Annotated in this window: 20 protein-coding genes and 1 riboswitch; of the genes, 12 read left to right on the forward strand and 8 right to left on the reverse strand. The window is 68.8% G+C overall.

What is annotated here, in order from left to right:
- From VGV13_05085 to VGV13_05095, 3 genes are all read left to right on the forward strand, one after another.
- Nucleotides 1-393: hypothetical protein (locus VGV13_05085; GenBank protein HEV8640453.1), on the forward strand; the 393-nt coding region annotated here is incomplete at its 5' end.
- A gap of 16 nt (nt 394-409) precedes the next feature.
- Nucleotides 410-973, forward strand: coding sequence for a PHP-associated domain-containing protein (locus VGV13_05090; GenBank protein HEV8640454.1), 564 nt, complete (start codon nt 410-412; stop codon nt 971-973).
- 141 nt (nt 974-1,114) lie between these two features.
- Nucleotides 1,115-1,480, forward strand: coding sequence for a response regulator (locus tag VGV13_05095; GenBank protein ID HEV8640455.1), 366 nt, complete (start codon nt 1,115-1,117; stop codon nt 1,478-1,480).
- Here the strand turns inward: VGV13_05095 and VGV13_05100 are convergent.
- Both VGV13_05100 and VGV13_05105 read right to left on the reverse strand, forming a co-directional pair.
- Nucleotides 1,477-1,728: a hypothetical protein gene (locus VGV13_05100; protein ID HEV8640456.1), complete on the reverse strand. Its 252-nt coding sequence runs from the start codon at nt 1,726-1,728 to the stop codon at nt 1,477-1,479. The two genes, VGV13_05095 and VGV13_05100, sit on opposite strands and share 4 nt — an antisense overlap.
- On the reverse strand, nt 1,725-1,889 hold the full coding sequence (locus tag VGV13_05105) for a helix-turn-helix domain-containing protein (protein HEV8640457.1): 165 nt from the start codon (nt 1,887-1,889) through the stop codon (nt 1,725-1,727). Before VGV13_05105 ends, VGV13_05100 begins: the two co-directional genes overlap by 4 nt.
- Nucleotides 1,890-1,907: 18 nt before the next feature.
- Here VGV13_05105 and VGV13_05110 point away from each other — a divergent pair, with 18 nt between their 5' ends.
- Entirely contained in the window at nt 1,908-2,738 is an 831-nt protein-coding gene (locus VGV13_05110; GenBank protein HEV8640458.1) for an MqnA/MqnD/SBP family protein, read from the forward strand.
- Here the strand turns inward: VGV13_05110 and mqnC are convergent.
- Nucleotides 2,735-3,766 carry a cyclic dehypoxanthinyl futalosine synthase gene (gene mqnC / locus VGV13_05115; GenBank protein HEV8640459.1) on the reverse strand — a complete coding sequence of 344 codons (1,032 nt, stop codon included), beginning with the start codon at nt 3,764-3,766 and terminating at the stop codon, nt 2,735-2,737. The two genes, VGV13_05110 and mqnC, sit on opposite strands and share 4 nt — an antisense overlap.
- 41 nt (nt 3,767-3,807) lie before the next feature.
- A complete protein-coding gene (gene mqnE, locus VGV13_05120) occupies nt 3,808-4,893 on the reverse strand; it encodes an aminofutalosine synthase MqnE (GenBank protein HEV8640460.1) in 1,086 nt (361 codons plus the stop codon).
- 170 nt (nt 4,894-5,063) lie between these two features.
- Between mqnE and VGV13_05125 the strand changes: the two genes are divergently transcribed.
- Together VGV13_05125 and VGV13_05130 are read left to right on the forward strand one after the other, a co-directional pair.
- Nucleotides 5,064-5,606, forward strand: coding sequence for a TRAP transporter small permease subunit (locus VGV13_05125; GenBank protein HEV8640461.1), 543 nt, complete (start codon nt 5,064-5,066; stop codon nt 5,604-5,606).
- A 35-nt stretch (nt 5,607-5,641) separates the two neighbouring features.
- The gene (locus VGV13_05130) at nt 5,642-6,940 is read left to right on the forward strand and encodes a TRAP transporter large permease subunit (protein HEV8640462.1); all 1,299 of its coding nucleotides are present in this window, start codon (nt 5,642-5,644) and stop codon (nt 6,938-6,940) included.
- 64 nt (nt 6,941-7,004) lie between these two features.
- Here the strand turns inward: VGV13_05130 and VGV13_05135 are convergent, their stop codons facing one another.
- The 3 genes from VGV13_05135 to VGV13_05145 form a co-directional block, all read right to left on the reverse strand.
- The gene (locus VGV13_05135) at nt 7,005-8,291 is read right to left on the reverse strand and encodes a cation:proton antiporter (protein ID HEV8640463.1); all 1,287 of its coding nucleotides are present in this window, start codon (nt 8,289-8,291) and stop codon (nt 7,005-7,007) included.
- A 175-nt stretch (nt 8,292-8,466) separates the two neighbouring features.
- Nucleotides 8,467-8,781, reverse strand: coding sequence for a hypothetical protein (locus VGV13_05140; GenBank protein HEV8640464.1), 315 nt, complete (start codon nt 8,779-8,781; stop codon nt 8,467-8,469).
- A 98-nt stretch (nt 8,782-8,879) separates the two neighbouring features.
- Nucleotides 8,880-9,971, reverse strand: coding sequence for an ABC transporter substrate-binding protein (locus VGV13_05145; protein ID HEV8640465.1), 1,092 nt, complete (start codon nt 9,969-9,971; stop codon nt 8,880-8,882).
- A gap of 84 nt (nt 9,972-10,055) precedes the next feature.
- Between VGV13_05145 and VGV13_05150 the strand changes: the two genes are divergently transcribed.
- The 6 genes from VGV13_05150 to queG all read left to right on the forward strand — a co-directional run bounded on the left by VGV13_05150 (nt 10,056) and on the right by queG (nt 15,678).
- Nucleotides 10,056-10,523 carry a MaoC/PaaZ C-terminal domain-containing protein gene (locus VGV13_05150; protein ID HEV8640466.1) on the forward strand — a complete coding sequence of 156 codons (468 nt, stop codon included), beginning with the start codon at nt 10,056-10,058 and terminating at the stop codon, nt 10,521-10,523.
- The gene (locus tag VGV13_05155) at nt 10,513-10,953 is read left to right on the forward strand and encodes a hypothetical protein (GenBank protein HEV8640467.1); all 441 of its coding nucleotides are present in this window, start codon (nt 10,513-10,515) and stop codon (nt 10,951-10,953) included. Before VGV13_05150 ends, VGV13_05155 begins: the two co-directional genes overlap by 11 nt.
- The gene (gene ilvD / locus VGV13_05160) at nt 10,950-12,623 is read left to right on the forward strand and encodes a dihydroxy-acid dehydratase (GenBank protein ID HEV8640468.1); all 1,674 of its coding nucleotides are present in this window, start codon (nt 10,950-10,952) and stop codon (nt 12,621-12,623) included. Before VGV13_05155 ends, ilvD begins: the two co-directional genes overlap by 4 nt.
- 55 nt (nt 12,624-12,678) lie before the next feature.
- Nucleotides 12,679-12,748, forward strand: a riboswitch (Fluoride riboswitch).
- A 38-nt stretch (nt 12,749-12,786) separates the two neighbouring features.
- A complete protein-coding gene (locus tag VGV13_05165) occupies nt 12,787-13,935 on the forward strand; it encodes a cation:proton antiporter (protein HEV8640469.1) in 1,149 nt (382 codons plus the stop codon).
- 58 nt (nt 13,936-13,993) lie between these two features.
- Nucleotides 13,994-14,647 (forward strand): class I SAM-dependent methyltransferase, encoded by a 654-nt coding sequence (locus VGV13_05170; protein HEV8640470.1) that lies wholly within the window; start codon nt 13,994-13,996, stop codon nt 14,645-14,647.
- Nucleotides 14,644-15,678: a tRNA epoxyqueuosine(34) reductase QueG gene (gene queG / locus VGV13_05175; protein HEV8640471.1), complete on the forward strand. Its 1,035-nt coding sequence runs from the start codon at nt 14,644-14,646 to the stop codon at nt 15,676-15,678. The genes VGV13_05170 and queG overlap by 4 nt, the downstream gene beginning before the upstream one ends.
- Nucleotides 15,679-15,684: 6 nt before the next feature.
- Here queG and VGV13_05180 read toward each other — a convergent pair whose 3' ends face one another.
- Nucleotides 15,685-16,038: a hypothetical protein gene (locus VGV13_05180; GenBank protein ID HEV8640472.1), complete on the reverse strand. Its 354-nt coding sequence runs from the start codon at nt 16,036-16,038 to the stop codon at nt 15,685-15,687.
- Between the last annotated feature and the right edge of the window lie 90 nt (nt 16,039-16,128).

The raw sequence follows: 16,128 nt of genomic DNA on the forward strand, positions 1-16,128 counted from the left end.
CTGGCTCTCGCCACCCCGGCGCTCGCGCAGGTCGACATCCGCGCCACCCCGCCGCCGCAAGAGCGCCCCGACTGGGTGGCGCCCGGCCCGTACTACGACATCACGCAGCCCCGCGAGAACGATTGGTATCCGGAAGGCGTCCGCGTGCCGTACGATCCCGCGTTCATCGCGCCGCTCTCGCAGGAGTACGAGACGCCGACCACGCGCGGCCGCTACGGGCTGGCCGGCTGGACGTCGCAGAACCTCCCGGTCGGCGCCCCGGGCACGATGTACCGCGAGCAGGCCGGCTGGCTGTCGTTCGGGTTTGGGTTCACGTGGGGCGCTGCGCCCCGTCCCGCCGCCGCGCCACGCACCGCCCCCGCGGTGAGGCCGGCGCCCGCGCCGGGCCGCTGATCACGGGTCGTCGCTGATGCCGCTCCTGCGTGGCAACCTCCACGCGCACACCACGTTCTCGGATGGCGTCCGCAGCCCCGCCGCGCTCATCGAGGAATACGAGGCACGCGGCTACGACTTTCTCGCCATCACCGATCACGAGGACCACGACAACCTCGACGGGCCGGCGTACGAGCGGGCGCTGGAGCGGCTCGCGCCCCGGCTCTTGCTCTTCCGCGGGATCGAGCTGAACTATCCGCGCTTCGCGCAGCACGTCGGCCGCATCGACGGCGACACCGAGACGCTCTGGGTGCTGAACCATCCCGCGCGCTACAAGCTCAGTGTCGGCGAGACGATCGACCGGATCGGCGAGATCCGTCGCTGGGGATGGCCGCTCGACGCGATCGAGGTGACCGACACCGGACACTACCGCGAGCTCTACGACACCCCGACGATCCCGCTCGTGAAGATCGCGACGGACGACGCGCACCGCCCGCCGCACTTCGGCCGCGCGTGGGTGGAGGTCGAGGCGCCGCGGTCCCGGGATGCGATCATCCGCTCCATCCGGGCCGGGGACGTGAGGATCGTCTTCGCCGACTAATCGCCGATGCCATCCTGACCGTCGGACCGTCAGGCTGTCGTCACCCTCCTTCGCGCATCCTCCCGGTTTTACTGACCTTCGCTTCTGGCACCGGTCTTGCCGCTTTCGTGGCCCGCGATGCAGCGTCAGAGAATCCTCGTGGTGAGCGCCACGCGCGACACGGCCACCTGGCTGTCGGAGATGCTCGCGCTGCCCGGCGATCAGGTCGATGCGGTCACCGACGGCGCGAAGGCCTTCCAGCTCGTGTGGGATGCCGACTACGACGTCATCGTCAGCGAGCTCGGCATGCCTGGAATCGACGGCGGCGACCTCTACATGGCGTTCCAGAACACGTGGCCGGAGCTCACTCGCCGCATGGTGTTCGTGTGCGGCCAGCCGACGCAGGCCATCGACGCCTTCGTCGCGCGCACCAGCGTGCCGTTCGTCCGCGGGCCGGTGACCCTGATGGATCTCCGCGAAGCGCTGCGGGCCGTCGGCGCCGCGCCCCGCTCGCGCGCGCTCGCTTAGGCTCCGATCGAGCGCAGGAGCAGCCGCGTGAGCGCGGGGATCGTCCCGCGCAGGTCGTCGATCCCGCCGTGCAGCCACTGGATCACCACTTCGTTGACCGCGCCGAGCCACGCGAGCGTCGCCACGCGCGTGTCGAGCGCGGCGATCGAGCCTTCGGCGACCGCCTCGTCGAGACAGCCCTGGATGAGCGCCGCGAAACGCCCGGCGACCTCGGCGCGCTTCGCCTGGTACGTCGCGCCGAGGCTCACGGCTTCGAGCAGGATGAGGCGCGCGAGAAGTGGTGATACACGGCGCCCTTCGAGGTGCCGGAGGCGCGCACGATGTCGTCGACGATAGCCCTGTGATAGCCTTTCCCGGCGAATACCTCGAGCGCGGCGCTGAGAATCTTATCCCGTGTCGCGACTTTCACGAGCTAAGGAGCCCCCGAATGCAGGTGGTGCGGATCGGTCACAGCCCGGATCCCGACGACGCCTTCATGTTCTACGCGCTCACCGCGGGGAAGGTGAAGATCCCGGATGTCCAGATCGAGCACGTGCTGGAGGACATCGAGTCGCTCAACCGCCGCGCGCGCACGGGCGAGCTCGAGGTGACCGCGGTGTCCGCGGCGACCTACGTCCTCGTGGCCGACACGTACCGCATGATGGATCCCGGCGCGTCGATGGGGAAGGGCTACGGCCCCATCCTCGTCGCGCGCGAGCCGATCGATCCAAAGGACATCCCGAACAAGGTGGTCGCGATCCCGGGCAGTCACACGACCGCGTCGCTGCTGCTGCGGATGTTCGTGCCGGAAGAGCCCGCGCTCATCGAGGTCGCGTTCGACAAGATCCCGCAGGCCGTCCTGGACGGCCAGGCGGACCTCGGGCTTCTCATCCACGAGGGCCAGATCACGCACCAGAAGATGGGGCTCGTGAAGGTGCTGGACCTCGGCGAGGTCTGGCAGCGCGAGACGGGGCTGCCGTTGCCGCTCGGCGTGAACGTCATGCGACGCGATCTCGGCGACCCCATGCACCGCGCGCTCTCGCAGGGGCTGCGTGACTCCATCGCGTGGGGCCACGCCAACGTCGACGAGGCGCTCGAGTACGCGATGTGCTACGGACGGGGGATCGACAAGGAGACGGCGCGGCGGTTCGTGCTGATGTACGTCAACGACTACACGGTGAAGCTGGGCGACGAGGGCATGGCGGCGCTGAAGCGGCTCTTCACCGATGCGCATCGGAAGAAGCTGATCCCCGCGATCCCACCGCTCGACGCGATCTAGTACGTCCGAAGGATTTCGTACTCGGTGTTTCTTTGGGCGGGGGTGAAGCCGGCCTCGCGGATCAGCGTCACGATCTCGTCGACGCCGACCGTGTTCACGTAGTCCGCCGCGCGGTGCACGTTCTCCTCGAACAGCGTCCCGCCCCAATCGTCGGCGCCGAAGTGCAGCGCGATCTGGCCCGCCCGCTTGCCTTCCGAGAACCAGGAGGCCTGCACGTGGCCGAAGTTGTCGAGATAGAGCCGCGCCACCGCCAGCATCCGGAGGTAGGCGTTCGGCCCCTTGTAGCGCTTGATCCACTTTTCGAGCAGCGTGTTGCCCGGCTTGAAGGACCACGGCACGAAGGCCGTGAACCCTCCGTGCCGGTCTTGAAGCTCGCGGATGGCGTCGAAGTGGTCGAGCAGGTCCTCGGGTTCTTCCACGTGGCCGTACATCATCGTGGCCGTGGACTTGAAGCCGCGGCGGTGCGCCTCGCGGTGGACTTCCAGCCAGGCGCCCGGCCCGCCCTTCTTGGGCTCGATGCGCCGGCGGACCCGTTCGGAGAGGACCTCGGCGCCCCCGCCCGGGAGCGTCCGCTGTCCGGCCTCCCACAGCCGGTCGAGCACGTCCCCCGCCGTGAGACCGCTCGCCTGGGCCATGGTCTGGATCTCGGAGGCGGTGAAGAAGTGCGGCGTCACCCCGGGGAAGCGCCGGCGCGTCTGCCTCACCAGCGTGAGGTAGTAGTCGAGGGGGAGCGCGGGGTTGTGGCCGCCCTGGAGCAGCACCGTCGTCGCGCCCCTGGCCGCCGCCGCCTCGACCTTGCCCAGCACCTCGTCCACCGTGAGCGTGTACGCTTCGGGGTCCCCGGGCTTGCGGTAGAAGGCGCAGAACTGGCAGTCGGTGATGCAGACGTTGGTGTAGTTGGGGTTGGAGTCGATGACGAAGGTCACCCGCTTCTCGGGGATGCGGCTCCATCGGACTTCCTGGGCCAGCGCGCCCACCTCCAGCAGGGGGGCCTCGGTGAGGAGCCAGCGCCCCTCCTGGCGATTCAGACGGCTGCCGCGGAGGACCTTGTCGCGGACCTGCTCCAGCACTAGTTCCAGACCTGCACCACGTTGTACAGCGCGTCGCGCTCGACGGGCGTCTTGCCGGCCTCGCGGATCATGCGCAGGAGTTGCTCGCGGGCGACGCCGGCCGGCGTCTCGGCGCCGGCCATGTGCTGGATGCGCTCGTCCTCCAGCGTGCCGTTGATGTCGTCGGCGCCGAAGTGGAGCGCCACCGACGTGGTGTCCTCGCCGAGAACCACCCAGTACGCCTCGACGTGCGGGAAGTTGTCCAGCAGCAGCCGCGACGCCGCGATCGTGCGCAGGCTGTCGGTGGGCGGCGTCTGGCGGGGCACCAGCTTCGTCGTCCCCACCTGGTAGGCCAGGGGGATGAAGGTGAGGAAGCCGCCCGAGGCGTCCTGCTGATCGCGCAGGCGCAGCAGATGATCGACGCGCTCGGCCATGGTCTCGATATGGCCGTAGAGCATCGTGGCGTTGGTCCTGATGCCGAGCGCGTGGGCGATGCCGTGGATCTCGCACCAGCGGTCGGGATCGGCCTTGCCGGTGTACTTGAGCTCGCGGGCCAGCCGGCCGGAGAAGATCTCGGCGCCCCCGCCCGGCATCGACTGCAGCCCGGCGGCCCGGAGACGCGTCAGCGCCTCCTTGGGTTCGATCTTCCACCGGCGGCAGAAGTAGTCGATCTCGGCGGCCGTGAAGGCCTTGATCTGCACCTCGGGATGGGCGGCGTGGATGGCAGCCACCGCCCGCTCGTAGTACTCGAAGGGCCAGTCGGGGTGGTGGCCGCCGACGATGTGCACCTCGCGGACGCCCTCCCGCACCAGTCCAACCATCTCCTCGATGGTGTACTCGAAAGCGCCGGGTTGCCCCTTCTTGCGGGCGAAGTCGCAGAAGCGGCAGGCCAGCACGCATACGTTGGTCGGCGTGATGTGGCGGTTGATGACGAAGTAGACGCGATCGCCTTCGCGCGCGGATTTGGCATGGTCGGCCAAGCGTCCGAGGCCGAGCAGGTCGTCGGTCGCGAAGAGGAGCAGCCCGTCGTCGCGCGTCAGACGTTCGCCGCTCCGGACCTTGTCCCAGACGGGCTGGAGACGGGCATCGGCGAAGCGCACGGCCACCTGGCCTCCTCAGTGCGAACTCGACCACGGCCGGTCCCGCCCCGGCCCCAGACCGACTGGTCGGTCTGAACTCTAACTGCGCGTCCCGCCGAGTGTCAAGGATTGACGCCCCCTGTCCGGCGTGCTAAAGGTCGTGGCCGCTGTCCCACGTCTCAGGCCGAGGGGTTTCCATGCTTCGCGAGCTGGCCCGGAGGATCGACGCGTTCCAGGAACGCTTCGGCAACGGCGTCTCGTGGTTGATGTTCGGCATGGTCGCCGTCGTCTTCGGCGACGTCATCTTCCGCTACCTCTTCAACCTCAGCTGGGTCTTCGTCCAGGAGCTGGAGTGGCACCTCTTCGGCCTGGTGTACCTGCTCGCGGCCGGCTACACGATGCTCTACGACGAGCACGTCCGCATCGACATCATCTACGCGAAGCTCTCACCGCGTACGAAGGCGGCCCTGGACTTCGTCCTGCTCTTTGTCTTCTTCTTCCCTTCGGCGCTGCTGATCCTGTACACCACGTGGCCGTTCGTCAAGCATTCCTTCGCAGTGAACGAAGGGTCGCCGGACCCCGGCGGCATTCCGGCCCGCTGGGCCTACAAGGCGGTCATCATCGTCGGGTTCGTCCTGCTGATCCTCCAGGGGATCTCCCAGGCCATCAAGAACTTCTACTGGGCCATGGGCTGGGAAGAGCGCGGACCACGGGAAGAGCGCGTCAAGGAAATCCACTGATGTTCGGGCTGCCGTGGGACCAGGTACTCGCGGCGATGACGTTCATCGGGATGATCGTCTTCCTGTTCCTCGGCTTTCCGGTCGCCTTCAGCCTGATCTTCAACGGGCTCCTGTTCGGCCTCATCGGCTTCGGGCTGTCCTTCTTCGACCTGCTCCCTCTGCGCATCTGGGGGACGATGACGAACTTCACCCTCACCGCGGTCCCGCTCTTCGTGTTCATGGGCGTGGCCCTGCAGAAATCAGGCCTGGCCGAAGAGCTGCTGGAAACCATGGCCCTCGTCTTCGGGAAGCTGCGGGGCGGCATCGCCATCTCCGTCGTCGTGGTGGGCGCGATCCTGGCCGCCTCCACCGGCATCGTCGGCGCCAGCGTGATCACGATGGGTCTGGTGTCGCTGCCGACGATGCTCAAGCGCGGCTACAACAAGGAGCTGATCACCGGCACCATCTGCGCGGCGGGGACCCTGGGCCAGATCATCCCCCCCAGCATCATCCTGATCCTCCTGGGCGACATCCTGGGCGTCTCGGTGGGCGACCTCTACATCGGAGCGTTCCTGCCCGGCTTCGTGCTCGTCGGGCTCTACATCATCTACCTGGCCATCCTGGGGCAGCTGAGGCCCCACCTCTGCCCGCCGATCCCCGAGGCCGAGATCGCCGCCTTCCGGACCGAAGCCTTCAAGCGGGTGGCCCTCGCGCTGGCGCCGGCGTTCATCCTGATCGTGGCCGTCCTCGGCTCGATCTTCGTGGGCATCGCCTCGCCGACCGAGGGGGCGGCCGTGGGCGCCGCCGGCGGCCTCATGCTCACGATGCTCAAGGGGCGCTTCTCGGTGCCGATGCTCAAGGACGTCATGCGGACGACGACGCGCATCACCAGCCTCTCGTTCATCATCCTGATCGGCGCCAACACCTTCGGCCTGGTGTTTCGCGGGCTCAACGGGGACAGGCTGGTGCAGGACCTGCTCCTGAACCTGCCCTTCGGGCCCTACGGCGTGCTGGCCATCGTCATGGGCGTCATCTTCTTCCTCGGCTTCTTCATCGACTTCTTCGAGATCTGCTTCATCCACGTTCCCATCCTGACGCCGGTGCTGGTGCAGCACTTCCACTTCGATCCGGTGTGGCTGGGCGTGATCATCGGCGTGAACCTCCAGACGTCGTTCCTCACCCCGCCCTTCGGCTTCGCGCTCTTCTACCTGCGCGGCGTGGCGCCTCCCGAGGTGAAGACCGAGGAGATCTACCGCGGCGTGGTGCCCTTCATCGCGCTCCAGCTCATCGGCCTGGCGCTGATCATCACCTACCCGCAAATCGTGTTCGCCCTCATCCGGTTCTTCCGGGGCTAGGGGCTAGTGCCGTTCCAACTTGTTGATACTAAATCTGTCCACGAACGACGTACACGGTGCCTTCCTAGGCGCGAATAGTTGGAACGGCACCAGGGGCGCCGCCTCGCCGGCCGCTCCGGGGGTTCCGGAACAGCGGCACCAGGACGACGGGCGCCAGGACCGTCGTGACCAGCGTCATCACGACCGCGACGCCGAAAACCGTGTGGTCGATCGCGCCGGCGGTCAGGCCGACGCTGGCGATGATCAGCGCGACCTCGCCTCGCGGCAGCATGCCCACGCCGATGCGGGCCGCGCCCAGCCCGTTGAAGCCGACCGCCAGCGCGGGCGCCGCGCAGCCCACGATCTTGGTGGCCACCGCCAGCGCCGTGATCAGGAGGGCGAACTCGATGGCGCCCCCGAGCGACCGCACGTCGACGAGCATACCGACGAGGACGAAGAAGACCGGCACCAGAAAACGGTAGATGGGTTGCAGCTCCTGCTGGAGGCGGTGTGCGAGCGGTCGCGCCGAGAGCCCGAGCCCGGCCGAGTAGGCGCCGATGATCATGGCCAGCCCGAAGGCTTCGGCCACCCAGGCGGCCAGGAAGCACGCCGCCAGCGCCAGCGCCACCGGGGCGCCCGCGCTCCGGAAAGCGTTGATCGCGCGCTCCAACCGGGCGGCGCCGAGGAGGAAGACCGCAGTTATCAAGATCCAGATCCCGAACGCCTTCAGGCCCACGGCCCCGAGCTCGCCGGCTGAGACGCGGCCTTGCTGCGAGATGTTCACGACGAGGCCCAGCGCCATGATGGCCAGGACGTCGTCGACGACCGCCGCCGCCAGCACGGTGACGGCTTCCGGGGTGTCCATCCGCTCGAGGTCGGCCAGGACCCGCGCGGTGATGCCGACCGACGTGGCGGTCATGACGGCTCCGACGAACAGCGCCGTGGGGTGGCTCCACGAAGGCGCCGCCCCGGCCAGCACTGTCGCGCCCGCACCCGCTGCGAACGGCACCAGCACGCCGCCCAGACCCACCAGCGCCGCGGGGCCGAGGTAGCGCAGGAAGAGCGCGAGATCGGTCTCCAGACCGGCCACGAAGAGCAGCAGGACCGCCGCCAGCTGTCCGAGGGCGTAGAGCTCGATGGACACGGGAAGGGGACCGCCGGCGTCCGGCACCGGGAAGACGGGGCCGAGCCCGGGAAGCGCGACGCCCCCCAGCGCGTAGGGGCCGATGATGACTCCGGCCACGATCTCCCCAACGACGGCTGGCTGGCGGAGCGCTCGCTCCGCCAGCTCGCCGGCGATCCGGGCGGCCATCAGCACGACGGCCAGTTGCAGCGCGAATGCGGCAACTCGCGCCGCCGGATCGCCCTCCATCACCCGATGACCAGCTTCAGGATGGCGATGATGCCGAGCGCGACCGCCAGCATCCCGACCGCGACCAGAATCCCGGTCTTGTCAGACTTTGCCATCTCACTCTCCTGTGCAGTTGGAAGGGAGGTTCACCGCCCCTGAGGGCGGTGGCGATCAGGACGAGAGCGGATGGCGGAAGCTAGTGATCTTCGAGAGACGACCTTCGCTCGGGGGGACTGGCGTGGACCAGCGTCGGCACGAAGATGCGGTGGTGCGACCGGCCGCGCCGCGACACCCAGCGCGACGGCAGGGGATGGCCCGGCTCCGGCGCGATCAGGCGGGGGGGCAGGGTCGGAACCCCGATGGCGTCCTGGTCGTCGATTCGGGGACGCTCGGCCCGAACTCCCTCCACCGAGTCGTCGGCGTCGAAGCTCACCGCGCCCGGCATCAGCGGGTTCGAGAAGTCGAGCGCGACGTACAGGAACAGGAGGACCGTCAGCCACCGCGCTGTCATCGAGGCCAATTATATCGGGCCCGAAAGAGAAACGGCGGAGCAGATGCTCCGCCGCTCGCGACCCCTTCTCAGGGCACCAGGGCCGGCTCCACCTCCGGCTACGCGGAGATCAAGTTGTGGAACGCCATCTCCGTCATGATGTCCCACGATCGCTGCCCGGCCTGGAACTTGCTATAGGATTCGTAGACTTTCTTGGCGATCGCGCTCTTATCCGACTCCTCTTTGTTGACCTCGGTCGCCAGCTTCCGCAGCTCTTTGAGCACGTCGGCCGGGAAAGGTAGGATCTCCACCTTGTTCCTGAACTCGGTGCGGAGCTTTTCCAGCGCGACGATGTTCTTCGCTTCATACTCGCCGTACTCCAGCGTGTGGATCGCAGTTGCGGTGTGATCCAGGATACGCTGGAGATCGACGGGCAGCGACTCGTAGGCTTTCTTGTTGAAGACGAACTCGCCGGTTGTCCCCGGCTCGTGCCAGCCCGGATAATAGTAGTAACGAGCGGTCTGATGCAGCCCAAGCTTCATATCGTCGTGGGGGCCCACCCACTCCGACCCGTCGATGACGCCGCGCTCCAGCGCCGTATAAATCTCGCCACCGGGGGTGAGCACCACGGTGGCCCCGGCCTTGGCGATGACTTTTCCGCCCAGGCCGGGCATGCGGAACTTGAGGCCCTTATAGTCGGCGATGGTGTTGATCTTCTTGCGGAACCAGCCGCCCATCTGGACACCGGTGGAGGCCGACGGACGCGGGACGAGGTTGAAAGGCTTATAGGCTTCTTCCCAGAGCTTGAGGCCGTCGCCAAAGTAATACCAGTTGTACTGCCCCTTCGGGTTCATGCCGAAGGGCACGCCGGTGAACCACTGGCAGGCCGCCTCCTTGCCCGCCCAGTAGTAGGCGGCCGAGTTGTACATCTCCAGCGTTCCCTGCGAGCAGCCGTCGAAGACGCCGAAGGCCGGGATCAGCTCGCCGGCGGCATAGACCTGGATCTTGAAGCGGCCGCCGCTCATGTCGTCCACCATCTTGGCGAACCGCTGGGCGTTGCCCTGCAGCACGTCCAGCGCCGGCGTCCAGCTGGTCGCCATCCGCCACTGGTACTTGGGCTGGGCGATGACGTTGGGCGCATCGACGGCTGCCGTCGCCCCGGCGGCCACCAGCACGCCGCCGGCCTTCACGATGAACCTGCGTCGCTCCATGTCCTGCCTCCAGAAACGCGGAAATGGTCGCTAGGGTGCGGCGAGAATAGCACCGCCTCGCGGGCGGGGTCAACGAGGGGCGCTGTGGTATCCTACGCGGGCATGACGGTCGCCCGACGATATTTCGAGGACATCCAGCTGGGCGAGGAGTACGAGTCGCCCGGTCGGACGGTCACCGAGACGGACATCGTGCTCTTCGCCGGACTGTCGGGCGACTACAACGTGCTCCATACCGACGCCGAGTTCATGAAGCAGTCGATCTTCGGGGAGCGGATCGCCCACGGCCTGCTCGGCCTCGCCGTCCAGGCGGGCCTCTTCACGCGGGCCACTCAGGCCTACGCCACGCTCGCCTTCGTCGGCCTCCGCTGGAAGTTCAAGGGCCCGATCAAGATCGGCGACACCATCCGCCTGTGGGCGCGCGTGATCGCCAAGAAGGAGACCGCCAAGCCCGACCGCGGGCTCATCACGCTCGAGCGCAAGGTGCTGAACCAGCGCGGCGAGGTGGTGCAGGAGGGCGAGACCGACCTGATGGTGGAGCGGCGTGCCGGCTGAGCTGACCTACTTCGAGGACGTCAGGGTCGGCGAAGAGCTCGCCACGCCGGCCATCACCCTCACCGAGGCGCACGTGAACCTCTTTCGGGGCCTGGCCGGCGAGCCGGTGGATGATCCCGGCGCCGTGCCCGAGCTGCTCCCGCTGTGCCTGTCGACGGGACTCGGCTGGCGCGTGCCGCGCCCGCCGCTGGCCGTCACGGCCTTCCTCAGCGTCGAGTGGCAGTTCCTCCAGCCGCTGCGCGCCGGCGACACCGTCTACGGCGCCTCCCGCGCCGCGCTGCGCCGCTCCAGGCGCGAGGGCGGCATCATCATCGAGGACCACGAGGTCATCGATCAGCGCGGCGTGGTGGTCCAGCGGGGGCGCTTCACCTTCCTGGTCGCCAAGCGTCCGGCCGCGGCCACTCCGCAGAAGGGAGTCGTGTCACCATGACGTTCGATCCCCGTCACCAGAGCCGTGTCCTGCTCGACGGCGCCGACCGCGCCGCCGCCCGTTCCTTCTTCAAGGCGATCGGCTTCACCGACGAGGACCTGGCCCGGCCGCTCGTCGGCGTCGCCCACTGCTGGAGCGAGTTCACGCCCTGCAACTGGAACCACCGGAAAGTGGCCGAGAAGGTGAAGGAGGGCATCCGCGCCGCCGGCGGCACGCCGATCGAGTTCAACACGATCTCGGTCACGGACGGCATCGCCATGGGGACGGAGGGCATGAAGGCCTCGCTCATCAGCCGCGAGGTCGTCGCCGACTCCGTGGAGCTGGTCGCGCGGGGCCACCTGCTCGACGCCTTCGTGGGGGTCTCCGGCTGCGACAAGACCATCCCCGGGATGGTCATGGCCATGGCGCGCCTGAACCTCCCCAGCGTGATGCTCTACGGTGGCTCCATCCTCTACGGCGAGCATCGGGGCCGTCGGCTCACCATCCAGGACGTCTTCGAGGCCATCGGGGCGTTCAACGCTGGGAAGATCGGCGAGCGCGAGCTCAAGGAGATCGAGAACCGGGCCTGCCCGGGCGCCGGCGCCTGCGGCGGCCAGTTCACGGCCAACACGATGGCCACGGCCTTCGAGATGCTGGGCGTCTCCCCGATGGGCTTCAACGGAGTGCCGGCCGTCGATCCGCGCAAGGACGAGGTCGCCGTCGAGACCGGCCGCCTGGTGATGGATCTGCTGCGCAAGGGCGTGCGGCCGCGCCAGATCATCACCCGCAAGGCGCTCCACAACGCCATCGCCGGCGTGATGGCCACGGGCGGCTCCACCAACGCGGTGCTGCATCTGCTGGCGGTGGCGGGGGAGGCGGAGGTCGGGCTCACCATCGACGAGTTCGACCGGATCTCGCGCAAGACGCCGCTCCTGGCCGACATGAAGCCCTGGGGCCACTACACGGCGCCCGAGATGCACGAGGCGGGCGGCATGACCGTCGTCGCCAAGCGCCTGCTGGAGGCCGGGCTGCTGAACGACAAGGAGATGACGGTCACCGGCCGCACCATTGGCGAGGAGGCCCGCGCCGCCCGCGAGGCGCCCGGCCAGAAGGTGATTCGTTCGCTCTCCAACCCGATCGCGCACCACGGCGGTCTGGCCATCCTGCGCGGGAACCTGGCCCCCGAGGGCTGCGTGGCCAAGCTGGCGGGGCACGAGCAGTCGGTCTTTCGCGGCCGGGCGCGCGTCTTCGACCGGGAGGAGGACGCGTTCGCGGCCGTCAAGGCGGGGAAGATCAAGGCCGGCGACTTCATCGTCGTCCGCTACGAAGGGCCCAAGGGCGGCCCCGGTATGCGCGAGATGCTGCAGGTGACCGGCGCGCTCCAGGGCGCGGGGCTCGGCGCCTCGGTGGCGCTGATGACCGACGGCCGATTCTCCGGAGCCACCCACGGCTTCATGGTCGGCCACGTCGCGCCCGAGGCGGCCGTCGGCGGTCCGATCGCGGCGGTCAAGGACGGGGACACGGTCGTGATCGACATCAAGAAGCGGCGGCTCGACGTCGAGCTCCCGGCGGCCGAGCTCCGGAAGCGGCTGAAGGCGGTCAAGCCCCCCCGGCCCCGCTATAGGTCCGGAGCGATGGCCAAGTACGCGCGGCTGGTCTCCTCGGCCTCGGAGGGGGCGGTCACGGGTTGATGGGTTGGGAGCCTTGACGGTGGAACGGAGCGGTGCATAATCGCACCTGACCTAGTCAGCTGAGGGCGATGGGGTTCGCCTGAAACCGCCTCGCGGATCGCGGGGCTGATGACCCCTACCGGTAAGCGCCGGTAGGGGTTCTTTTTTAGGAGGGAATAGCCGTTTGGAAAGTCTCTCCATCGCCGTCATCGGCGGCCTGCTCGTCCTGCTCGCCAGCATCGCCTCGGTAGAGCTCGGCGTGTCGGTCGCGCTCATCGAGATCAGCCTCGGGGTCATCGCCGGCAACGCGTTCGGATTGCAGAGCCCGCCCTGGATGGACTTTCTGGCGTCATTCGGCAGCATCCTCTTGACGTTCCTGGCCGGGGCCGAGGTCGACCCCCGGATCATGCGGGACAAGCTCGAGGAGAGCGTCGTCATCGGCGGCCTCTCCTTCGCCGCTCCGTTCCTCGGAGCCTGGCTGTTCTGCGCCTGGGCGCTCGGCTGGTCGACGCCGGCGGCCCAGATCGCCGGGGTCGCGCTTTCCACCACCTCGCTGGCGGTGGTCTATGCGGTGCTGGTGGAAACGGGATTGACGCTGACGCCGCTGGGGAAGCTGATCATGGCGTCCACCTTCGTCACCGACTTCGGCGTGGCCCTCACGCTGGCCCTGCTGTTCATCCGGCCGACGTGGTGGCTCCTGCCCTTCCTGGGCGTGTCCGTCGCGATCGTCTGGGCGATGATCGCGCTGCAGCCGTGGTTCTTTTCCCGTTACGGCGAGCGGGTCATCGAGCCGGAGATCAAGGGCGCCGTGGCCGCCCTCCTCGTCCTGATGTTCCTGGCCGAGAAGGCTCAGAGCCACGCCGTCCTTCCCGCGTTCGTCCTCGGGCTGGCGCTGGCCAGGGTCTTCCACGAGCATCCGGCGCTGACGCGGCGGTTTCGAGTGGTGGCCTTCGCGCTCCTGACGCCGTTCTTCTTCCTCAAAGGGGGGATGAACGTCTCTCTCGCGCTGGTGTGGGCGAACGTGGGCCTGCTGCTGGCGCTGTTCGCCGTCAAGCAGGTGACCAAGTTCTGCGGGATCTACCCGGTGGCGCGGCGCTACGTTCGGAACGACGCGATGTTCACGACCCTGCTCATGTCGACCGGCCTGACCTTCGGGACGATCTCATCGCTGTACGGCCTGAACGCGGGGATCCTCGACCGCGCCCAGTTCTCGGTCCTCGTGAGCGTCGTGGTGGCGAGCGCGGTGATTCCCACCGTCATCGCCCAGCGCTGGTTCTCGCCGGTCAGGGCCGCCGGAGACGCCTTCCGCCCTCAGCGCCCCGCGTCCCGGTAGGCCTCGGCGGGCGGGATCCACAGATGCGCGGCCGGGGCCGCCACGATAGCATGGTCGCGTGCGGCCCGGAACGACCACCGCTGAGGGGATCAGTCCCCTGTTCCTCGGCCTCCTCGCCGCGGAGCGGCTGGGGGAACGCGCCGTCCTGGACGTCGGCACCGGACGCGGCCGGCTCGCACTGACGCTGGCGGGGCACTGCCGGCGCGTGGTCGGCATCGACCGGGATGCGACAGCGATCGCCGAGGCGGTCCGCCGCGCCGAGGCGCTCGGCCTCGCCCACGTCGAGTTCATCGTCGCCGACGCCGAAACGGTCGAGTACGGCGCCTTCGCCCCCGACCTGGTGGCCGCCCACCTCTGCATGTCCGACGCGATCGCGGAGCGGGCCGGCCGCGCGCTCCGCGCGGGGCAGGTCTTCGCGTTCGTGGCCTTCCACGCCGATCAGTGGCGGGAGACCGGACGCCGCTCGCGCTTCGCCTACGACGAAGCGCAAGCGCGCGGCCTGCTCGAGCGGACCGGGTTCGAGATCGAGCACCTCGAAATGGACCGCGAGGTGAAGACGTTCGCTTCCGTGGAGGAGGCGCTGGCGGCGGTGGTGGGGCTGGAGGAGAGGTGGCGGGTCGACGGCCGCTGGTTCCGCTACATCAAGTTCCTCGAAGAGGGGGGCCGGACGCTGACGCGGGCGCACCTGATCGTCAAGGCGCGGCGCCGATGAGGCTCCTGGGGACCGCGCTCACCCAGGCCGTCACCGCGCGGGCGCGCGAGCTGGGCTTCGACCGCGTCGCCGTCGGTCCCGCGGCGCCGCCGGAGCACGCCGCCGCCTTCGACCGGTGGCTGGACGCCGGGCATGCGGGGACGATGGACTATCTCGCGCGCACGCGCGCCGAGCGGGTCGACCCCTCGCGCCTGCTGCCTGGCGCCCGCTCCATCGTCGCGGTGGCCCTGAACTACAACCCGGCGCCGGGGAGCGCCACCGACGACTGGCGCCCGGTCGCCCGCTACGCGAGGGGGCGCGACTACCACGACGTCATCCGGCCGCGGCTCCGAGCCCTGGCCGCCTTCATCGACGAGGCCGCCGGCCCCGGGATCCGGAGCCGCGTCGCGGTCGACACGAGCGCCGTCCTGGAGCGGGACCTGGCGGCGCAGGCGGGGCTCGGCTGGATCGGTAAGAATACGAACCTCCTGTCGCCCGAGCTGGGCTCGTACTTCTTCATCGGGATCGTGCTGACGACCGCCACCCTTGACGCGGAGGCCCGGCAGCCCGACCGGTGCGGCGCCTGCACGGCCTGTCTCGACGCGTGCCCGACCCGGGCTTTCGTCGCGCCGTACGTGCTCGACGCGAGCCGGTGCATCTCGTACCTGACGATCGAGCATCGGGGCGACATCGCCCCCGAGCTCGCCCCGGCCGTCGGCGACTGGGTCTTTGGTTGCGACGTCTGCCAGGAGGTCTGTCCCTGGAACCGGAAGGCGCCGCCCACCCGGGAGCCGGCCTTGGCGGCGTCGGCGCCCCTGGGTCCTCTCGAGGCGCTGCTGGCCCTCGACGATGACGCGTTCCGCGCCCGCTTCCGCGGCAGCGCGATCTCGCGCGCCAAGCGCCGCGGGCTCGTCAGGAACGCGGCGGTGGCGCTGGGCAACCGGCGCGCGTCCGAGGCCCGCCCCGCCCTCCGGCGCTTGCTGGATGACGACGACCCTGTCGCTCGCCGGGCCGCCGCCTGGGCCCTCGAGCGGATCGAGCCAGTCGACTGACCAGCCTTACATTCCAGGTATTACAGCGGCGGCGCGGAGTGTTCTGGTACAGGCCTTGCTCCAAGCGAGTCTGTCAACGTCAGTGGCAATCGACAGAAAGGAGTCTCGCGATGTCGTGAGTTCACGCCGCAGCCCGGGCCGGACACTCTCAAGCCCGAACCCAGGGAGGAACGGCGACGCGAGCGCGACGACGAGGAAAGCGGCGAGCCCGTCCAGCTCGACAAGGAGCAGGACCGGCAGAAGGGCCAGCAGCAGGGCGGCCAGCCGAAACAGGGCGGTCAGCAGCAGGGCGGCCAGCAGCAGGGTGGTCAGAAGGCCAAGTAAGCGCTGACGCGCTTGCGCGCTCTGGCGGGGGGACACCGCCAGAGCGCTCTCCTCCTCCCGGGCGCGGTGCGGTATCTTTCACTCCACCATGCCCGTGGCCCGCGATCCTCTCAGGCTCGAGCGCCT

The organism is Candidatus Methylomirabilota bacterium (assembly GCA_036001065.1).
Taxonomy (GTDB): domain Bacteria; phylum Methylomirabilota; class Methylomirabilia; order Rokubacteriales; family CSP1-6; genus MNEF01.